Source organism: Labrys sp. 22185, assembly GCF_052045555.1.
GTDB classification, from domain to species: domain Bacteria; phylum Pseudomonadota; class Alphaproteobacteria; order Rhizobiales; family Labraceae; genus Labrys; species Labrys neptuniae.
In genome coordinates this window covers 327,861-347,094 of the sequence record NZ_JBQEPH010000003.1, presented here as the reverse complement: position 1 = coordinate 347,094, position 19,234 = coordinate 327,861, and the positions used below count along the sequence as shown (strand labels likewise).

At 63.7% G+C, this 19,234-nt stretch carries 18 protein-coding genes; 10 read left to right on the top strand and 8 right to left on the bottom strand.

The window, feature by feature from the left end; all coding sequences use genetic code 11:
- Positions 1-72 precede the first annotated feature (72 nt).
- The 3 genes from ACTJKX_RS09040 to dhaL are packed head-to-tail and all read left to right on the top strand — an operon-like array spanning position 73 to position 4,330.
- The gene (locus ACTJKX_RS09040) at positions 73-1,572 is read left to right on the top strand and encodes a sugar ABC transporter ATP-binding protein (protein WP_440725057.1); all 1,500 of its coding nucleotides are present in this window, start codon (positions 73-75) and stop codon (positions 1,570-1,572) included.
- Complete coding sequence (locus ACTJKX_RS09035) at positions 1,562-2,527, top strand: ABC transporter permease (protein ID WP_311936993.1); 966 nt, start codon at positions 1,562-1,564, stop codon at positions 2,525-2,527. Before ACTJKX_RS09040 ends, ACTJKX_RS09035 begins: the two co-directional genes overlap by 11 nt.
- 36 nt (positions 2,528-2,563) lie before the next feature.
- A complete protein-coding gene (dhaL, locus tag ACTJKX_RS09030) occupies positions 2,564-4,330 on the top strand; it encodes a dihydroxyacetone kinase subunit DhaL (RefSeq protein ID WP_440725056.1) in 1,767 nt (588 codons plus the stop codon).
- A 208-nt stretch (positions 4,331-4,538) separates the two neighbouring features.
- Here the strand turns inward: dhaL and ACTJKX_RS09025 are convergent, their stop codons facing one another.
- The 6 genes from ACTJKX_RS09025 to ACTJKX_RS09000 form a co-directional block, all read right to left on the bottom strand.
- Complete coding sequence (locus tag ACTJKX_RS09025; protein WP_440725055.1) at positions 4,539-5,519, bottom strand: sugar-binding transcriptional regulator; 981 nt, start codon at positions 5,517-5,519, stop codon at positions 4,539-4,541.
- Between the two features lie 243 nt (positions 5,520-5,762).
- Positions 5,763-6,194, bottom strand: coding sequence for a PPC domain-containing DNA-binding protein (locus tag ACTJKX_RS09020; protein ID WP_440725054.1), 432 nt, complete (start codon positions 6,192-6,194; stop codon positions 5,763-5,765).
- A 62-nt stretch (positions 6,195-6,256) separates the two neighbouring features.
- Positions 6,257-6,583, bottom strand: a complete 327-nt coding sequence (locus ACTJKX_RS09015) for a MoaF-related domain-containing protein (RefSeq protein WP_440725053.1) — start codon at positions 6,581-6,583, stop codon at positions 6,257-6,259.
- A 27-nt stretch (positions 6,584-6,610) separates the two neighbouring features.
- Positions 6,611-7,810 (bottom strand): MFS transporter, encoded by a 1,200-nt coding sequence (locus ACTJKX_RS09010; RefSeq protein WP_311937507.1) that lies wholly within the window; start codon positions 7,808-7,810, stop codon positions 6,611-6,613.
- 12 nt (positions 7,811-7,822) lie between these two features.
- Positions 7,823-8,647, bottom strand: a complete 825-nt coding sequence (locus tag ACTJKX_RS09005; RefSeq protein WP_440725052.1) for an aldo/keto reductase — start codon at positions 8,645-8,647, stop codon at positions 7,823-7,825.
- 18 nt (positions 8,648-8,665) lie between these two features.
- Positions 8,666-9,649: a TIGR03571 family LLM class oxidoreductase gene (locus ACTJKX_RS09000; protein WP_394311525.1), complete on the bottom strand. Its 984-nt coding sequence runs from the start codon at positions 9,647-9,649 to the stop codon at positions 8,666-8,668.
- Positions 9,650-9,737: 88 nt separating this feature from the next.
- On the opposite strand from ACTJKX_RS09000, the gene ACTJKX_RS08995 reads away from it, so the two are divergent.
- Positions 9,738-10,658 (top strand): LysR family transcriptional regulator, encoded by a 921-nt coding sequence (locus ACTJKX_RS08995; protein WP_440725051.1) that lies wholly within the window; start codon positions 9,738-9,740, stop codon positions 10,656-10,658.
- 73 nt (positions 10,659-10,731) lie between these two features.
- Here the strand turns inward: ACTJKX_RS08995 and ACTJKX_RS08990 are convergent, their stop codons facing one another.
- Positions 10,732-11,325: a Urease operon accessory protein gene (locus ACTJKX_RS08990; protein ID WP_440725050.1), complete on the bottom strand. Its 594-nt coding sequence runs from the start codon at positions 11,323-11,325 to the stop codon at positions 10,732-10,734.
- Between the two features lie 390 nt (positions 11,326-11,715).
- On the opposite strand from ACTJKX_RS08990, the gene ACTJKX_RS08985 reads away from it, so the two are divergent.
- From ACTJKX_RS08985 to ACTJKX_RS08970, 4 genes are all read left to right on the top strand, one after another.
- Positions 11,716-12,963, top strand: coding sequence for an NAD(P)/FAD-dependent oxidoreductase (locus ACTJKX_RS08985; protein ID WP_440725049.1), 1,248 nt, complete (start codon positions 11,716-11,718; stop codon positions 12,961-12,963).
- Between the two features lie 187 nt (positions 12,964-13,150).
- Positions 13,151-13,897: a 3-methyl-2-oxobutanoate hydroxymethyltransferase gene (locus ACTJKX_RS08980; protein WP_440725048.1), complete on the top strand. Its 747-nt coding sequence runs from the start codon at positions 13,151-13,153 to the stop codon at positions 13,895-13,897.
- A 12-nt stretch (positions 13,898-13,909) separates the two neighbouring features.
- A complete protein-coding gene (locus ACTJKX_RS08975) occupies positions 13,910-14,953 on the top strand; it encodes a sterol desaturase family protein (RefSeq protein ID WP_440725047.1) in 1,044 nt (347 codons plus the stop codon).
- 2 nt (positions 14,954-14,955) lie between these two features.
- Positions 14,956-15,267 (top strand): MocE family 2Fe-2S type ferredoxin, encoded by a 312-nt coding sequence (locus ACTJKX_RS08970; RefSeq protein WP_394311519.1) that lies wholly within the window; start codon positions 14,956-14,958, stop codon positions 15,265-15,267.
- Between the two features lie 228 nt (positions 15,268-15,495).
- Here ACTJKX_RS08970 and ACTJKX_RS08965 read toward each other — a convergent pair whose 3' ends face one another.
- Positions 15,496-16,506, bottom strand: coding sequence for a LacI family DNA-binding transcriptional regulator (locus ACTJKX_RS08965; RefSeq protein WP_440725046.1), 1,011 nt, complete (start codon positions 16,504-16,506; stop codon positions 15,496-15,498).
- Positions 16,507-16,780: 274 nt separating this feature from the next.
- On the opposite strand from ACTJKX_RS08965, the gene iolG reads away from it, so the two are divergent.
- Positions 16,781-17,788: an inositol 2-dehydrogenase gene (gene iolG, locus ACTJKX_RS08960; RefSeq protein WP_440725045.1), complete on the top strand. Its 1,008-nt coding sequence runs from the start codon at positions 16,781-16,783 to the stop codon at positions 17,786-17,788.
- Between the two features lie 2 nt (positions 17,789-17,790).
- A complete protein-coding gene (locus tag ACTJKX_RS08955; RefSeq protein ID WP_440725162.1) occupies positions 17,791-19,227 on the top strand; it encodes an NAD-dependent succinate-semialdehyde dehydrogenase in 1,437 nt (478 codons plus the stop codon).
- The last annotated feature ends 7 nt before the right edge of the window (positions 19,228-19,234 follow it).

Below are 19,234 nucleotides of genomic sequence, written 5' to 3'. Positions count from 1 at the left end.
CTTTCGCAAAAAGCAAACAGGCGCGGGTTCCTCGGCCCGCGCCTTATTCGTCCACAGTGAAAGATTTGGTCCATGGCCTATCTTGAAACCACCGGACTGGGCAGGGACTTTCCTGGTGTGACTGCGCTCAATGGGGTCGATCTCAAGGTCGAACTCGGGCGCACTCATGTCCTGGCCGGCGAAAACGGGGCCGGCAAGTCGACCCTGGTCAAGATTCTCACCGGCACGGAACATCCCTCGCGGGGGACCATCAGGATCGATGGTCGCGATCCCACCGAAGAGCCCTCCCTTTACCGAAATATCGCCTATGTGCCTCAGGAGCTCACGCTGTTTCCCCAGATGAGCGTTGCTGAGAATCTCTTCATGCCCCTGAACCGCACGGGCCATGGCGGCATGCTGTTCAACCGCCGCGCCCTGATGGCGGAGGCGCAGGCCTATCTCGACCGTTTCGGCATCGAGGCCCGCCCCCAGGATCTCGTGGCCAATATTTCGGTCTCGGATCAGCAACTGCTCCAGATCGCACGCGCTTCCACGAACAGGAATATGAAGGTGCTCATCCTCGATGAGCCGACCTCCGCGCTGACCGGCGTCGAAGTCGAGCGTGTCTTCAAGGTCATGCGCGGCTTCCTCGATCGCAACCACGCGATTATCTTCATCAGCCACAAGATGGATGAGGTTTTTGCCATCGGCGACGACTATACGGTTCTGCGCAATGGCGAGAAGATCGAGAGCGGACGGATCGCCGATATTTTGGAGCCGGATCTCATACGCGCCATGTCCGGCCGTCATGTGGCGCTGGACGAGCATTTCCATCCTGCGGGCAACGCGACGGATACGATCATGGAAGTCAGGGGCCTGACCGGTCCGCGCTTCAGCGATATTTCATTCGATCTTCGCCGCGGCGAAATCCTTGGTTTCGCCGGCCTTGTCGGGGCAGGGCGCTCCGAAATCATGCAAACCATCTTCGGCTATCGCAAGGCGACCGCCGGCAAGGTCATGGTTGCCGGCAAGGACTGGCGGCTCAACGATACGTCCAGTTCGGTCGAGGCCGGCATGCTCTATCTGTCCGAGGAGCGCAAGCTTCACGGCATATTCCCGCAACTTTCGCTGCGCGAGAATATCGGCATCTCCATCCTGCCGCTCACCGTCGGCCCCTTGGGCATCAGCCAGAAGCGAGAGCGCAGCGCGGTCCAGACCATCATCGACGAGTACGGCATCCGCACCGCCGGCATGGGCAAGCGTATCTCCCATCTGTCGGGCGGCAATCAGCAAAAGGCGATCATCGGCCGCGCTTTGGCCACGCGGCCGCAGATCCTGATTTTCGATGAGCCGACCAAAGGCATCGACATTCGCACCAAGACCGAAATCTACCGGATCATGAAGAGGCTGGCCGAGGAAGGTGTGGGAGTCATTCTCATTTCTTCCGAGATCGCCGAACTGCGCAAATGCGCCAGCCGCATCATAACCATGCATAACGGGCGCCTGACCGGCCAATACGTCACGGCCGACACGGCCACGGAAACGCTGGTGGGCGCCATATTTGGAACCGAGATGAACGCCGATGTCGCCTAAATCACTTGCCACGGTCCTGCGCGATCCGCTCGCGGGAGTCCTTGCGGCCCTCGCGGTCATCTTCGCCTTGTCGGCGATCGTTTCACCTTATTTCCTGACCTCCTACAACATGTCCGTCGTAGCGCGCGGCATCGCCTTCGTCGGGCTCATCACCATCGCGCAGTCCATGCTGATGGTGCTGGGCGAACTCGACCTGTCGCTGGGCGTGATAGGCGGCCTCTGCGGGATCGCCTCCGGTGTCCTGATGATGAAGTTCGGCATCGAGCCCTATACGGCAATGCTGCTCGCCATCGCCCTCGGCGCAACCCTCGGGTTTGCCAACGGGCTGCTTGTCACCGGCTTGCGGCTGCACTCGCTCGTCCTGACGATCGGCACGGCGGGCATTTACGGCGGCGCGAATCTGGTCCTGACGCGCGGCGTGGCCATCACCGGTATTCCGCAGCAGATCCAATATCTCGGCCGCGGCGACCTGTTCGGCGTGCCTGTTCCCTTCGTGGCGATGATCGGCGCCCTCCTCGTCGCCACCTTCGTCATGGTGAAAACGCCGTTCGGCCGCTACATGTATGCGATCGGCAACAACCGGGGCGCCGCGCGCATGCTCGGGATCCGTGTCGACCTCGTCCGTTTGATCGTCTTCGTGGCAGCCGGCGCTCTCGCGGCGCTGGCGGGTGTCCTCATGGTGGCGCGCCTGGGAACGGCCCAGCCGTCCATCGGCGATACCTGGGTGCTGGCCCCCATCGCGGCGTGCGTGATCGGCGGCGTCGCCACCACGGGCGGCGTGGGCAGCCCGATCGGAGCCATTCTCGGCGCCGGCATCATTGCCATCATCGAAAATATCATCGTCCTGTTTGGCGTATCGCCCTACTGGCAGGGCATTGTCTCGGGTGCGATCGTCGTGCTGGCAATCTCCTTTGATGCCATCTCTCGTCGCTATCTGCGCGGCGAAGCAGCTTGAACGGACATGATTGAAGAATTCGCGGAACAAGAAACGATGAACGAACAAGTCTCCACCAAGAAGCTGATCAATGCGCCCGAACAGATCATCCAGGAAATGATCGAGGGCATGACGGGCGCACATCCCGACCTGCTGCGCGTGGAAGGGCAAACAGGCCGCGCCATCGTCGCCGTGGACGGACCGCGCGCCGGCAAGGTCGGCATCGTGATCGGCGGGGGATCCGGCCATGAGCCTGCCTTTGCGGGCTATGTGGGGCGCGGCCTTGCGGATGCCGCAGCGGTGGGCAATGTCTTCGCCTCTCCGTCCCCGGCGCACATCGTCGAAGCGGCGCACGCCGCCGATGGCGGCGCCGGCGTGCTGCTGCTCTATGGCAACTATACCGGCGACGTGCTGAACTTCACGATGGCGGCGGAGGAACTGGCCGGAGAAGGCGTGAATGTGCGCCAGGTCGCCGTGGTAGACGACGTTGCCTCCGCGCCGCCCGAACGCAAGAACGAGCGTCGCGGCATTGCCGGCGATTTCTTCGTTTTCAAGATCGCCGGCGCTGCCGCCGATCTCGGCGAGCCCCTCGCACGGGTGGAAGCGCTGGCCCGCGCGGCGAATGACGCAACCTGCTCCATGGGCGTGGCGCTCAGTCCTTGCTCCTTGCCGCAAACAGCCAAGCCCAATTTCACCATCGGTGCCGAAGACATGGAAATCGGCATGGGCTTGCATGGCGAGCCGGGCATTCGGCGCCAGAAACTGGCGACGGCCGACGTCGTCACCGACGAACTGATGGACAATCTGGCCAGGGAGCTCGCACTCAAGCAAGGCGACCGGGTCAGCGTCCTGGTCAATGGCCTCGGCGCCACATCGCAAATCGAACTCTATGTGATGTTCCGGCGCGTCAAGCAGCGCCTCGATGCCCTCGATGTGAAGATCCACGCGTCCTGGGTGGGCGAATACGCGACGTCGCTGGAAATGGCAGGCGCTTCGGTGACGCTGATGAAGCTCGATGACAGACTCCAGGCTCTGCTTGACCATCCCTGCCGGACTTTGGCCCTGACCGTAGGCGCAATGAAACCGGTCGTGGAGAAGGGCACGGTGCGGCGCCAGCCGGAACGGACGCCCGATCGTGGCTCGACGACAATGGAAGCCGCTCGTGAACTCATCGCCGATGGCGACATCACGCCCGCCCTGTTCCGGGCCATGATGCAGAATGTCGGCGACCAGATCATCGCGGAGAAGGATTGGCTCTCCGAGCTCGACGGGGTCATTGGCGACGGTGACCACGGCGTCACCATGGAAGTCGGCTGGCGGGCGGTGCAGAAGGCTCTTGACGATGGGCCGGACAATGAGGCGATCGAGGGCATATGCAAGCGCATGGCCAAGGCCTTTCTCGATGCCGTCGGCGCTTCTTCGGGGCCGCTTTACGCGACCGCTTTCCTGCGGGCAGGCACGGCGGTCGGTAATCGTCTCAATCTCGATTCCGAAGCCTTGGCGGCCTGGCTTTCCGCGGCCTGCCAGGGGATCCGCGACCGTGGACGCGCCGAGCCCGGTGACAAGACCATGATCGATGCCTGGGTGCCGGCCGTCTCCGCGGCTCTGGAGCGCGCGCAGGAAAAAGGCTCGACACTCGATATCCTGATTGCCGCAAGGGATGGTGCCAAGGATGGCATGGAGGCTACGGCGGCAATGGAGGCGCGGCGCGGCCGCGCCGCCAAACTCGGGAAGCGCTCCATGGGGCATATCGATCCGGGTGCGGCTTCGACCTATGTCATGTTGAGGGCGATGTCCGAAGCGCGCGAGCGCGCCGTCGGCTGAGCCCGACAAGGCGGCGTGCACGTCCTGGTCAGCTTGGCCGAGGTGTTGAAAGAAACGGGACATTTGTCGCCGCCGGGCCTGCTCCGGCGGCCACGATGTTTGGCCCGCTCGCAAGGACGATGCTTGGTCGGTCAAGCATCGATGCTGTAGGTTATCGTTGTCGCATCGCTTTTGCCGAAAACCGGCATCCACTTTTCGGCACGATGCTCTAGCGTGGCCCCTGCAGAAGGGCTCTGGCAACCGATTCATTGGTTACTAGGCGGTTGACATATCCTGCCCGCAGGATCGCCCGGATAATCGGGATCTTGTCGGTGCCTCCTGAAACCAGCACCGAGATCGGCTTTATCTTGAGCTTGTCAGGCGGCAGGGCGATGGTCGACTCGTTGAGAAAGTGGTCGACGGGGCGGCCCTGGTAATCCAGGAAGCACCCCATGAATTCGCCGACGGCGCCCAGATTGAGAATGGCGTCCAGATGATCCTTCACGACCCGGATCTGCGTGAGCGAAGTGTCATGCGATAGCGGGCCGCAGGAAACGAGGCCGATGTCGGCAATCTCCGTGCGCGCCAGGACATCAGTCAACTCCTCGTTCAGAAGCACCGCGTTGCGGCTTTCCGGATTGGCGCAATAGATCGGCGCCGTCAAATAGTGGCATTCCACGCCGAGGGAGCGGGCGAAGGCCGTCGCCACCTCGAAGGTATTCGTCGAGGAACCGCTGGTGACACCGCCCGTCAGTCCGACCACCCAGCTCGTCGGTCGCAGCTTCGCCGTCAACGCGCGCACGGCGTAGCTGAGCGTGCGGCCCGAACCGATGCCCACGCCCATGTCCTGACCATTGATCAGGGAACTGGCGAGCATGCCGGCCGCCTCGCCGATGACGCGCTTCTGCTCGAGATAGTCCGTCACGTCCGGCACCACGACCGACTCGACCAGGCCGTATCGTGCCGAAACCCTCTCCGCGAGATCGATGCAGTCACTCAGCGGCAAGCTGACACGGATCTGCACCTTGCCTGTATCCCGGACCTGGCCGATGATCTTGTTCACCTTCAGCCGGGTGATGTTCATGCGCTCGGCGATTTCCTGCTGGGTCTGGCCTCCCACGAAATAGAGCCAGGCCACGCGGGCGCGCTCGAGTTCCTCGGCAAGATTCGCCCCGGCTGGCATGGTATCTTCGATCTCGCTGCTGGGCACGGGGCGATCCTGTAGAATGGGCCATCCGGTATAGCCGTACGGCGTAAGCCGTTGCAAACCTTGTCACAGGTGATCCGGTGCCGAAACAGGGTTTTCCTCCCTTTCTGCCGAGAGTTGCGCCCGGCTCGGCGCATCGTTTTCCGTCAGCTCATGCTGCCCTGCGCAACGCGTTCGGCGCGGGACGCCGCGTCCCGGGGAAAGACCGCCGATCGGGCCGCGAGTGCGGGATCCGCGATCTTTGCGTCAGAGCTGCAGCACATTCGCGCCGATCGACGGATCGAGCGCCCGCCCCAGTCGCGTCGGAAAGACCGACACATGGATCTCCAGCGAGCCACGACCGACCTCGAGCGCAAGCAGGTGGCCGCCGAAGGTTTGGAAGGTGCTGTCCGCCGCCACGCCGTGGGCGTGAATCGCGGGCTCGCCATCCTTCCAGGCCAGGGTGCCGGTCATGTTGGCGAGCTCCAGATTCTCGATGGTTTTCGGGCGATAGGCCTTGTTGTCGAAATCGAAGAACCCGAAGGTCGCTTGCCGGAGAAATCCGAAGCCGACAAAGCCGGCAGCCGGAACCGCTTCCTCCTTCATCAGGGCTTCAAGCCGCGCGAAGACGTCGTCGCCCTGCCGCAGGACCATGAAATAGCCGTCCGGCGTTTGAATGTAGCGCCTGTGCTCGAGCATTCCAGGCCTCTTGGACCGTTGCTGCAGGCCTGGTTGCGCCGTCGGCACCAGGCCTGCCACCCTTATGATGCAGCGAGCGGCCGCAGGCTGCCTTCCAGGCGGAAGAACGTGCCATCCGGCGTCGTGAAAAAGGCGAGCGAGCGCCCGGCCTCGAAGTCGTCGATATGGACGACCGTGGAGCCGTCGGCCTCCTGCCAGGAGATGGCATAGGACTGTCCGGCCAGATGCCGCCATTCGAAGCCGACAGTCGCCTTGTTGCCGGTCAGCGGCCCCCTGGTGATCTCATAGCGGAGTGAGGGGCCATCCGATGCATAGGCATTGGTGGCGACGAGGTCGCCGTAGTCGACCTCGAACTGCTGTCCGGCCAGAGGAAATGCGATAGGATTCATGTTCGTTTCACCTTTGCGATCGTTGGCTCAGGCCTGGCAGGCGAGGGCAGTCCGTGTCCGGCCGAGCCACACCAGCGCCAGGCCGGCTGCGGCAAGCGCACCGCCGGCCACGGGAACCGCCGCGTAGCCCCAGCCAAGGCTGATGACCCCGCCGCCGACAGCCGCACCGACCGCATTGCCGAGATTGAAGGCGCCGACATTGATCGAGGAGGCCAGGCCGGGTGCTTCCGCCGCCGCCTGCATCACCCGCATCTGTACCGGCGGGACGATGGCGAAGGTTGCAGCACCCCAGGCGAGCAGCCCGATCGCCGCCCCGACATGGCTCGTCAACACCAAGGGCAACAGCACCATGATAAGCGCGAGGGCGGCGAGGAAGATCTTGGTGGCGCCGTCGAGAGACCAGTCGGCGAGGCGGCCTCCCAGGCCGTTGCCGAGGGTGAAGCCGACGCCGATCAGCACCAGCGCGAGCGTGACGAAGGTGTCCGAGGCGCCGGTGAGGTCCGCCAGCACCGGAGCGACATAGGTGTAGAGCGTGAACATGGCGCCGGCACCCATCACGGTCGTCGCCATTGCCAGCAGGACGGCCGGGCGGATGAGGACGCCGAGCTCGCGCTTGACGTCCGGCACCTTGCCGGGCTCTCCCTTCGGCAGCGCCAGCCACAGCGAGGCGATGGCGAGGAGGCCGAGCACGGCCGTACCGGCGAAGGCCATGCGCCAGCCGATCTGCTGGCCGATCCAGGTGGCTGCGGGTACGCCGCCGATATTGGCGATCGTCAGGCCCATGAACATGGTCGCGACCGCGCTGGCCTGCTTCTCCTTGGGCACGACACTGGCGGCAACCACGGCGCCGAGACCGAAGAAGGCGCCGTGGTTGAGGCTGGTGACCAGCCGCGCGAGCAGCAGGGTGGCATATCCCGGCGCGAGCGCCGACAGGATGTTGCCGATGGTGAAAATGCCCATCAGCAGCATCAGGGCGGCGCGCTTGCCGAAACGACTGAAGGCGAGCGTCATGATCGGGGCGCCCAGCATCACGCCGATCGCATAGGCACTGACGAGCATGCCGGCCGTCGGGATCGTGACACCCACGCCGTCGGCGATGACCGGCAGCAGGCCCATGGGCGTGAATTCGGTCGTCCCAATGCCGAAGGCGCCGATGGCCAAGGCGAGCAGGGGCCAGTTGAACCCCTGCCGAAGCTCGTCGCCGGAAGCGACACCGTTCGTGCTCATCATCGATCCTCCTCAGGCGTCCCAGGCCGGGGCGAGACCCGGAGGGTTGACGAGGCGTCCATCCGCACGGGCGAGCGCGCCGATCACCGCCATGTCGTCCTCACTCAGGACGAAGTCGAAGATCGCGACATTCTCGGCTACGCGCTCGGGCCTGGCGGTCTTGGACAGTGCCACGAAGCCCTGCTGGACCAGCCAGCGTAGCGCGACCTGCGCGGCGCTCTTGCCGTATTTCGCGCCGATGCGCTGGAGCAGCGGATCGCGGGGCACAGCACCGTCGGCCATGCCGTAATAGGCGCTGACGACAAGGCCCATGGACTTGGCGGCCGCGGCGAGGGCGCGTTGGTCGAGATAGGGGTGAAGTTCGACCTGGTTGGTGACGATGGGCGCCTGGCTCAGTGCTACCGTCTCCTTCATCTGGGCGATATTCTGGTTGCTCACGCCGATGAAGCGGGTCTTGCCGGCGGCCTGGACGGCGTTCAGCATTTCGACCTGATCGGCGATGGCGACCTTGTCACCCGGCCAATGCAGCAGCAGGAGGTCGATCTGGTCGACCTTCAGCCTGTCGAGGCTTTCATCGACCGAGGCCGCGAACCTGGCCCGGCTGTAGTTGTCGACCCAGACCTTGGTGGTCAGGAACAGCTCCTCGCGGCGGGCGCCGGCGGCCTGGAGGGTGCGGCCGAGCGCGGCCTCGTTCTGATAGATCTGGGCTGTATCGAAATGGCGGAAGCCGGCTTCGAGGGCAGCGGGAACGACGCGCTCCACTTCGGCATCCGACATGCGGAACACGCCGAAACCGAGGGTGGGGATCACAGCGCCTTGGACACTGATGGTCTGCATTTTCGTCTCCTGGGATCGTCAGGCGGCCAGCGCCGCGGGTTTCCTGGTCAGCATCGGCATGACATCCGATGCGAGTTCATCGAGAACTTCGGCAGGCGGGCGGGCCGACTGCCGTAGATTGATGGCGACGTGATCGACACCCGCCGCCGCCAAAGCGCGGAAATGCGCGACAAGGCCCTTGCGGCCGACACGGGCGCCGAAGCGGATCGGCGTTGCCGGTGCGTCGGCCTGGTCGAGCAGATCGAGGTGGAAAGCGCTGATGAAAGCGCCGTGCCCGGCCGTCGCATCGGTCCAGCCGCGCGCCTGCCGGGCGGTCTTGTCGAGGCTGCCCGGATAGACGAAGCGACCGTCCATATGAGCGGCGAGCCAGGCGTCGTCCTGCCGGGCCTGGCCGGCCACCACCAGGGGAATCGTCGGCTGCACCGGCCTCGGCAGCAGGTCCAGCGCCGGCGCACGCTCGCCATTCACCGGCAGGCCGCCGGGCTGCCAGGCCGCACGCAGATAGGTGACCGCCTCCCGGAAGGCTTCGCCGCGGGCCTCGAAATCAAGGCCGAGCAGTGGATATTCGACCGGCCGGTCGCCCGAGGCCACGCCGAGGATCAGGCGGCCGCCGGAGAGGGCGTCCACCGAGGCCGCCGCCTTGGCCGTCATCAGGGGATGGCGGATCGGCAGGACGACCGCGGCGGTACCGAGGGCCACCCTGCGGGTCACGCCGGCGAGAAAACCGAGCAGGGTGAAGACATCGTAGACCGAGCCAGCATCGCCCATGTTCACCTGGTCGAAGACAGGCACGTCGCGCATCCAGATCGCCGAGAAACCGAGGTCGTCGGCCCTGCGGACAAGATCGGTCTGCGCGCTGAGATCGGGAACGCCGCGCGGGCGCCCTTGCGCCGCTCGCCGGGCCTCGCCGGCGGGCGACCAGTCATTGTCGAGCGGCAATTCGATGCCGAGGGTCATGTGATCCGGCTTGCGGATCAGTTCCAATGCGGAATTCTTTTTCATGAATGGCTAGATATCTGTTTGGATCCGGCTTGATAATCGGCTCACTTTCCACATTATCTGCGAAGTCAGTTCACAGATTGGGCGTCGCATGGACAATCGCGTCGGCGAAATGCAGGTCTTCCTGCGCGTGGTGGAGAGCGGGAGCTTCTCCGAGGCTGCCCGGTTGCTGTTGATGACGCCATCCACGGTCAGCAAGCTGATCGGTCGCGTCGAGGAGCGCCTGGGCGTGCGCCTGCTCGAGCGCTCCACGCGCCGGCTGTCGCTGACGGCCGAGGGCCAGATCTTCTATGAGAAGAGCCTCGCCTTGCTGGCGGAACTGGACGAGATCGAGCGCGGCCTGTCCCAGGGCGCGGCCAGTGCCGGCGGCACCGTCCGGGTCAACGCCTCGGTCGCTTTCGGCGTGCTGGGCCTGGAGCCCTTGCTGCCGGCGTTCTGGGAGACTCATCCCAACATCGTCGTCGATGTCTCCCTCTCCGACGAGATCGTCGATCTCTATCTCGACCGTACCGATGTCGCCTTCCGGGTGGGCGCGCTGCAGGATTCCGCCATGATTGCACGCCGCATCGGCGTGGCCAGGCGCAAGATCGTCGCTGCTCCGCGCTATATCGAGCGTCGGGGGGAGCCAAGGACCGTGGAGGACCTCGCCGGGCACAATTGCCTCGGCTTCAATTTCCGGCGGGCCGCGCCGGTCTGGCCGCTGAGGGAAGGGGGACGCATCGTCGATCGCGTCGTCGGCGGGCCTCTGCTTGCCAATAATGGCGAGACCGTCCGGCGGATGGCGGTGGCGGGAGCCGGGTTGGCGCGGCTCGGCGAATACCATGTCCGGGCCGATATCGCAGCGGGCCGCCTGGTCGAGGTGCTGTCGGAGGCGGTCGAGGGGGACGAGGAACAGATCCATGCCCTCTATCTGGGCGGCCCGCATCTGCCCTATCGCGTCAGGGCCTTCCTCGATTTCGTCTGTCCTCGCCTGACGGCCTTCATCATGGGCAGACAGACGGCCGTGGCATGACGAAGAGGCGGCTGGGGATACGCAAATACCCTTGATCGCCAGGCGCGGGATGAAGCTTCATCTCGGCGGTGGCCTAAAGGCGCGTTACCCGACCAAGCCGAATGTAGCGATCCACGAGGGTCTTTTCGGCAGAAAAAGGGTGCCACTCCCACCCCTGATGGGTAAAGCCGACGAGGATGATGGGAAGGTGTGCGAAACGCTGGAGAACATAGTGGAGCGCCAGCATTCCGCTGCTTGGTACCACATAGGGCGGAGCCGCAAGATCAGCGAGGTCACGATCGACTTCGTCGTGGAGCTTGCGATCGAAAACCAGAAAGTCCTTGCCGACGACAGCGCAATAGGTGGCGAACCTCGACGTGTGATCATCGCAAAAATCGGTGAGGTCGGGCCACATATCGAGGATGGCAGCCCTCAGGTCCAGAAACTTGGCTGGGTTGCGTACGCACCATAATTCGCCGGCTTCGCGGATCGCCGAATGAGATCGCCACTTGGTGGAGGTCGCCATCGCATAGCCAGGCCGACCCGTGTTGCAGATGGCCACGGCATGCGTAGGGCCCGGCAGGTCGGCATAGGACCGGCAGTCGTTGAAGCGGACAACGAAGCTGGCCTGATCGGCAAGGGACACTGCGTCAGGAGAGATGGGACCGTTGCCAACCAGCAGGATCATGCAGCAGCCAATCGAGACTGGAGAGTCCAACGGTCGGGAACACGACAATGCAAATTCACAGCTTCCCGAAATTACGCATTTGAGGAAGCTTTTAGCATGGGCATGGACCTATGGAACAGCGGGTTGCCGTTTGGCACGATGGGCCTTCTGCGGGACGATCGGGGCTGTCGCCAAGTGGATTCGGCCTTGGCCACGTCGGTCCAGCCTGGCTGCCTGGATGCGAAACCTCCTTTGCTGCTGCAATGCGCTGGCGTGCCGGAAGCCCGGACGACGGAGCGCTGATGACCGGCTGTGATCAAATCTGATCAAGACTCCTCGTTCAATCCGATGAATTTTCTCGCACATTTCGCGACGGAACGGAGACGCCATTGCGTCGCCGATGAAGACGGAATGGAAACCATGAGCAAGCATATGGTCATAATCGGTGCGGGCGAGGCCGGGAGCAGGGCTGCCTTTGCATTGCGCGAGCTTGGCTTTGCGGGCTCGGTGACACTCATCGGCGAGGAGACGCATCTTCCCTATGAACGGCCGCCCTTGTCCAAGGACGCGCTGACCACCGAGGATGCGCCCGGTCCGAAGACCATCGCCACCGCCGCTCGCTTCGAGGCTTCTGCAATCACATGCCTGACCGGTATCAAGGTGCACGGCATCGACCGCGTGGCAAAGCGGGTGCATCTGTCCGATGGCCGGACGCTTGCCTATCACAGGCTCCTGCTCGCTACAGGTGCGAGTGCGCGGCGCATAATCCTTCCCGGCGACGGCGACGATCGCCACTGCGTAACATTGCGTCGTTTCGAGGACGTGGCGCGCCTGCGCAGCCATTTTCGTCCTGGCGCCAGGATCGCCATCATCGGCGGCGGTTTCATCGGGCTGGAGGTTGCAGCCAGTGCAATCCAGCGCGGCGCGGGCGTAACGCTGATCGAGGTCCAGCAACGCATCCTGAGCCGGGGCGTGCCCGAAGAGATCGCCCGTATGGTGGAGGCGCGCCATCTTGCGTCCGGCGTCGAACTGGTGTGCGGGATCCCCATCCTGTCCTTGCAGGACAGGGGAGGGCAGGCCGTGCTGCGCTTGGCGAACGGACGGGAGATCGCCGCCGGTCTCGTGGTGGCCGGTGTCGGTGCGGTGCCATCGACGGAGCTTGCCGAGGCAGCCGGGCTGGCGATCGAAAACGGGATAGCCGTCGATGCCCAGCTTCGCACCAGCGACCCGTCGATCTTCGCCGCCGGCGATTGTTGTTCGTTCCCCCTGCCGGTCTACGACAACAGGCGGGTGAGACTGGAATCCTGGCGCAACGCGCAGGATCATGGCGCGCTGGCGGCCCGCAACATGCTCGGCGCCAATGACATGATTTCCGCCGTGCCCTGGTTCTGGTCGGATCAATACGATCTCAGCCTCCAGGTTGCCGGATTGGTCGATCAGGGATGCTCGATTGTGCGGCGAGACCTCGGACCGCATGCCGTTCTGCAGTTTCATCTGGATGGCACGGGCCGCTTGGTCGCGGCGAGCGGCATCGGGCCGGGCAATGCGGTGGCCCGCGATATCCGCCTGGCGGAGATGTTGATCGCCAGGCGTACCAGGCCCTCGGCGGCCGCCTTGTCGGCACCGAATGTCAATCTCAAGAGCTTGCTCGCGGCGTGAACACATCGGTCAGCCAGCCGGGCCGAGGCGGTGACTTGCGAGCGGGCAGATCGCCAGCGCTTGATCAATTCTGATCAAGTAATCCGGCGACGGACACCGGCACGCCGGCTATCATCGATGCAAGAAAAAGGGAGAAAAGGCGATGGACCGTCGGCCGTCGGTTTATGATCTGCGGAGCCAGAAAGGCTTGCGAAAGTGGCTCCAGCTGCATGTCGATACCCCGGCCGAGGCTGCCGCCGCGCAAGCCGCCGGCATCGTGATCCTCTCCTGCGAGCCCGATCATCAGCTCGAAGCCCTGCGCAAGGCCGCGCCTGGTGCCTTCCTGTCGGCGGGGATGCCGCATGGCTCTGTCTCGTCGCCCCAGGAAGCCATCCGGCTCGGCTTCGAGATCCTTCGCCGCGGCGCCGATTCCATCTATTGTTCGCATTCTCCGTTTTTCATCGAAGCCATGGCGCGCGAAGGCATCCCGGTCACCGGCCATGTCGGCCTCGTGCCAAATCGAGCGACCTGGACGAATTTTCGCGCCATCGGAAAGAAGGCCGAAGAGGCGGTCCAGGTGATGCGCGCCGTCAAGGATATCGAGAATGCAGGAGCGGCTTTCATCGAGGTCGAAGTGGTCCCCGTGCGCCTCGCCGACTTCATCACGCGCTCGACCCCGATGATCACGATGGGCATGGGATGCGGATCGGCCTGCGACACGCAATATCTGTTTTCATCCGATGTGCTGGGGACGAATAGAGGGCATTACCCCCGTCACGCCAAGAAATATGCCGATTTCGCTGCCCTCGAGGCGGAGCTGCAGCAAAAGCGCGTGACCGCGTTCCAGGCCTTCGCAGCTGATGTCGAGAATGGCGCCTATCCGCAGGTCGTGCACCAGGTCGACATGGACGACGACGCCTTCGAACGTTTCCTGACCCTTTCCAACAAGCTCTGAAAGGAGGCCGTCATGGACGACCTTTCCTATGGCGCGCGCAACAAGCGCGGCGACTGGGCTCCGAACGAGCCGGCCTCAACGGCGCCCGTCTTCACATTCCCGCCGCAGCCGCTGAAGTTCCTGAAGTGGCTTCCGCACTATTTTCTTCCCTACAACGTCCTGTTCGCGCTCTCGGCCGTTGCCTGGTGGTATTTTGTCCTGCCGGAGCCCGAGGTGATGAAGGCCTTGGCCTGGGGCTGGGTGTTGAAGCTCTTCGCCGCCAACGCCATCGCCGTCTTCCTGTTCTTCGGCGCCTTCGAACTGAAGCTCTATATTCTGCGTTCTCAGGGCAACCGCTTCAAATATAACGGGAAATTTCCGGCCGAGCAGCGTTCGAAAGCCTTCTTCTTCGAGCGCCAGAATGTCGACAACATGCTGCGCACCTTCGGAACCGGGCTGCCGATCTGGACGGGTATCGAGGTGTTCGTGCTCATGGCCTTCGCCAATGGCTGGGTACCGTGGCTCGCCTTCGCGCAGAACCCGGTCTATCTGTTCGTGCTCGCGCTCCTGGTGCCGATCATTCACGAGACCCATTTCTTCCTGCTGCATCGGGCGATCCATTGGGGACCGCTCTACAAATGGGTGCACTCCGTCCACCACAATTCGGTGAATCCCTCGCCGTGGTCGTCCCTCTCGATGCATCCCGTCGAGCAGTTCTTCTATCTCGGCACCATGTTCTGGCACCTGATCATCCCATCCAACCCGATCATGGCGCTCTACCAGCTGCATTTCGCCGGATTTGGTGCCATTCCCGGCCATGTCGGCTTCGACAAGGTGGAACTGGGCGAGGACACCGCCGTCGATAGCCACGCCTATATCCACTACCTCCACCACAAATATTTCGAGGTGAACTATGGCGACGGGCTGATCCCCTTCGACAAATGGTTCGGCACGTTCCACGACGGCAGCAAGGAGGGGGAGAAACAGATGCAGGCCCGCTACGAAAAGAAGAAGGCCCGCCTCAATGCGAAGGCCGAGGCCAAGAAATCCAATGAAACCGACCGGGCAGGAGCATAGAGATGGCCGACTGGATCACTGCCTGCAAGCTGGCCGACATCGAAGCCGAGGGCGTCATTCGCTTCGACCATGGCGGCAGGACCTACGCGATCTATCGCTCGCCGAGTGACGAGGTCTTCTGCACCGACGGGCTCTGCACCCATGAGGCCATTCATCTGGCCGATGGCCTGGTCATGGACTACGAGATCGAATGTCCGAAGCATTCGGGCGCCTTCGACTATCGAACCGGCGAGGCGCTGCGCATGCCGCCTTGCGTCAATCTCAAGACTTACCAGGCCGAGACGGATGGCATCGATGTGAGGGTGTGCCTGTAGGGTCGGCTGCGCTTTGCGCCTATAGACCAAACGAAAACGGGCCGGCACCTTGCGTGACCGGCCTTTTTCAATGGCGCCATGGCCAGCGCAATGCCGTCGAGCGCTTCTTCAATAAACGCAACACTTCAGGGCTGTCGCAGCCCGCTACGGCAAGCGCGACGACAACTTCCTCGCCTCTGTCCAACTCGCTTCAATCCGAATCTGGGTGCGAAGCTATGAGGTGGTCACCTAGAGATTCTCGGCGGTGATCGTATAGAACCGCACGGGCTCGGTACTGACCTCGGCCGCAATGAAGCCGATCTTTCTCAGAACCGTATCGATGGCGCGCCGGGCCTGTGTCTCCGGTGCCTGATCCAGGACGATATCCATCAAGCCCGATCGCAGCCAAAGCCGGGATTCATCCGTCAGCTCATGGCCGACCCACATAAGGGGGTGGCCGGATTTGCGCCGTTCCAGGACGGAGGCCACGCCTGCATTGGCGCCACCCGCATTGTAGAGGCCGACGATCTCAGGATCGCGCTTCAGCGCCGTATCGAGAATCTCGGCCGATCGCTGGTCCTGGTCGAGCCCAAACAGCGTTTCGGAGAACACCAAGCCATCTCCCGCCTGCTCGGCAAGATAGTCCGAGAAACCGCGGATACGCTCCCGGTGCACTTCGTAGACGCCACTGTGGCAAAGCGCAGCCAGGTGTCCGGACGCGCCTCTTAGCATCCTCGCCATCAGCATGGCGGCCGTTCGGCCCGCCGCATAATTGTCGATGCCGACGAAGGCATCGTGGGACCCGTCGATCCGGGACACGATCTGGACGATGGCGACGCCCTTTTCGCGCTCCTGGGCGAGCCTGGCCCTGACCTCGGGATGGTCGGGGGCGACGATGATCAGCCCAACGCGGCGAAAGCCGGGCTCCGCAATCCGCCGGGCCACGCTGGCAGGAACGTTCTCGTCCACGAAGGTGCGGTGGAGCAGGATGCTCGGATCGAGCGATTCCGAGATGCGGATGAAGGCCTCGTTCAGCCGGGTGAAGAAGGGCGTCTCACGACGCACCATCAGGACCTCGATACGCAGGACGCCGCTATATTTCTGCGGCAGGGCCCGGGTGCTGCCGAGCTGGCGCATGGCCTGCACGACTTTCTCGATGGTGGCGGGCGTGACATTGCCGCGTGAGTTCAGGACGCGCTCGACCGTCGCGGTTCCGACCCCCGCCTCGCGCGCAATGTCCGCCAACGTCGCTTTTTTCATCCCAGTTTCTGAATTGGCAGGTCGTTCCGCGCCCTGATCAAATATGATCACAATTGTTGTCGCCTGGGAAGTGGCGCCTTTCGCCGTGTCGCTGGCGATCGCCGACGGCTCTCTTAGCGGCTGCAATCAACAGCAGATGCTGATTGCCAATATTGGGCTATCCCCGATGCACGGTCCCGATGCCGACACGGGCGTGCCACAAAATAATCCGCATTGCTTGTTGACAATATGTATTTTTTGCAATGATCATTGCAAAAAATCAGGGAGGATTTCCGTGCTCAGGATTGCCGTATTGGGATGCGGGCGTATCGGACGGATGCATGCTGCCAACATCGGGGCTCATCCCCGGACCCGGCTCGCCGGTGTCTTCGACGTTTCGAGAGAAGCTGCCGCCGAGGTCGGAGCCCGAGAGGCGACGCCCGTCTTCGCGACCGATGAGGAGGTCTTCGCCTCCAGGGAAGTCGACGCCGTGCTCATCGCCAGTTCCACCAGCACGCATGCCGACTATATCGAAAAGGCCGTGGCGGCCGGCAAGCCGGTGTTGTGCGAGAAGCCGATCGACCTGAGCCTGGAAAGGGTCGATCGCTGTGCCAGTACGATCGGCAAGACGTCTCTGCCCATCATGCTCGGCTTCGTCAGGCGTTTCGACCCCACGCACAGGGCGACCAAGGCTGCCATCGCGAATGGCGATATCGGCGACGTACACCAGATCGTCATCACCTCCCGCGACCCGGGAATGGCGCCGGCCGCCTATATGGAGGTGTCGGGCGGTATTTTCCGCGACATGACGATCCACGATTTCGACATGGCCCGCTTCCTGCTGGGCGAGGAACCGCAAACGGTGAGCGCGGTCGGAAGCCGGCTGGTCAATCCAGCTCTGATGGCCCGCTGCGAGGACTGGGATACCGTCTCGGTGGTTCTGACCACGCCGTCGGGGAAGCAGTGCGTGATCTTGAATTCCAGGCAGGCTGTCTATGGCTACGACCAACGCGTCGAGGTGTTCGGCAACAGGGGCATGGCCATCTCGGAAAACCGCAGGACGCATGACTGCGTGCGTTTTGCCGCGGAGTTCACATCCCGCGGGGCGCCTTACCTCAATTTCTTCATCGAACGCTATGCGGAGGCCTTCAACGCCGAGATCGGCGCATTCGTCGAGGCGGTCGAAAACGGCACGACGCCGGAGGTCGGCTTTGCCGATGGCCGTGCGGCCCTGGTCCTGGCCGAAGCGGCCGGCCGGTCGATCCGCGAAGGACGGCCGGTAAACGCCAGCGAGGTCGGGTGAACATGTATCAGGATTTCGGCCTTTTCATCGACGGCCAATGGCGCCAAGCCTCCGACAAGGGCAGCTCTCCAGTCATCAGCCCCGTGCACGAGCGCGCGCTGGGTGAAGTCCCGCTGGCGACCCTCGCCGATACGGAAGAGGCCCTGGACAGCGCCGCCAAGGGTTTTGCGCTGTGGCGATCGAAGACGGCATTCGAGCGCGCAGATGCCCTGCATCGGATCGCCGATGAGATGCTCCGCCGCAAGGACGATGCCGTTCGCATGATCTCGAGCGAAACCGGAAAGCCCATCGGGCAGGCCGAGCGTGAATGGGGCCTCGCCACCGACCAGTTCCGCTGGTACGCCGAAGAGGCGCGCCGCATCTATGGCCGCATCATCGAGAGTCGGGTCCCTGGCGGACGCTTCGAGGTTCTGCACGAGCCTGTCGGCATCGCTGCTGCCTTCACGGCCTGGAACTTCCCGGCGGCCCTGGTCGCGCGCAAGGCCGCACCGGCGCTTGCCGCTGGCTGTTCGATCATCGTCAGGCCTTCCAGCCAGACGCCGGGGACGGCCATGCTCATGGTCGACTGCACCCGGGCGGCGGGTATCCCCGCCGGCGTGGTGAGCCTTGTCGTCGGCCCGACCGCCACGACCTATGGTCCGATCATGGTCTCCTCGGCGGTGCGCAAGGTCTCGCTGACGGGCTCGACGCGCGTCGGGCAGCAGATGATCAGGGATGCCGCCGAAACGGTGAAGAAGGTCTCGATGGAACTCGGCGGCAACGCACCCCTGATCATCTATGAGGATGCCGACCTCGAACTGGCCCTCAACACCTCGGTGCCGACCAAATACGCCAATGCCGGCCAGGTCTGCGTGACTCCCGATCGCTTCTTCGTCCATGAAAGCCTGCATGATGCCTTTGTGCGGGGCTTCGTGGCCAGGGCGAGTGCCCTCAGGCTTGGCGACGGTCTCGATGGCGAGACGCAGATGGGGCCGCTCATCAGTGCAAGGCGTCGTGGCGAGATCGAGGCTATCGTCGCCGAGGCCGAGAAGGCCGGCGCCAGGCTGGTTTGCGGTGGGCGCGCGCCTCCTTCCTTCAACGCCGGCTTTTTCTTCGAGCCGACGGTGCTTACCGAGGTCGAGGACGGCATGCGCGTGTTCGCCGAGGAGAATTTCGGGCCGATCGCCGCCATAGCCTCGTTTGCCACCGATGACGAGGTCATTGCTCGGGCCAATGCCAGCGACATGGGATTGTCCGCCTATGCCTTCACGCGCAGCCCTGCGCGCGCCAGGCGGACCGTCGCCGAGCTGAAGGCGGGCATGGTCGGTATCAACAGCTTCGCCCTGGCCGCTGCCGAGGCTCCCTTCGGCGGCACCCGATATTCGGGAATGGGCCGGGAGGGAGGCACTGAGGGCATTGCGGATTATCTCGATACCAAGCTGGCCCAGATCGTATTTTGAGGAGGCG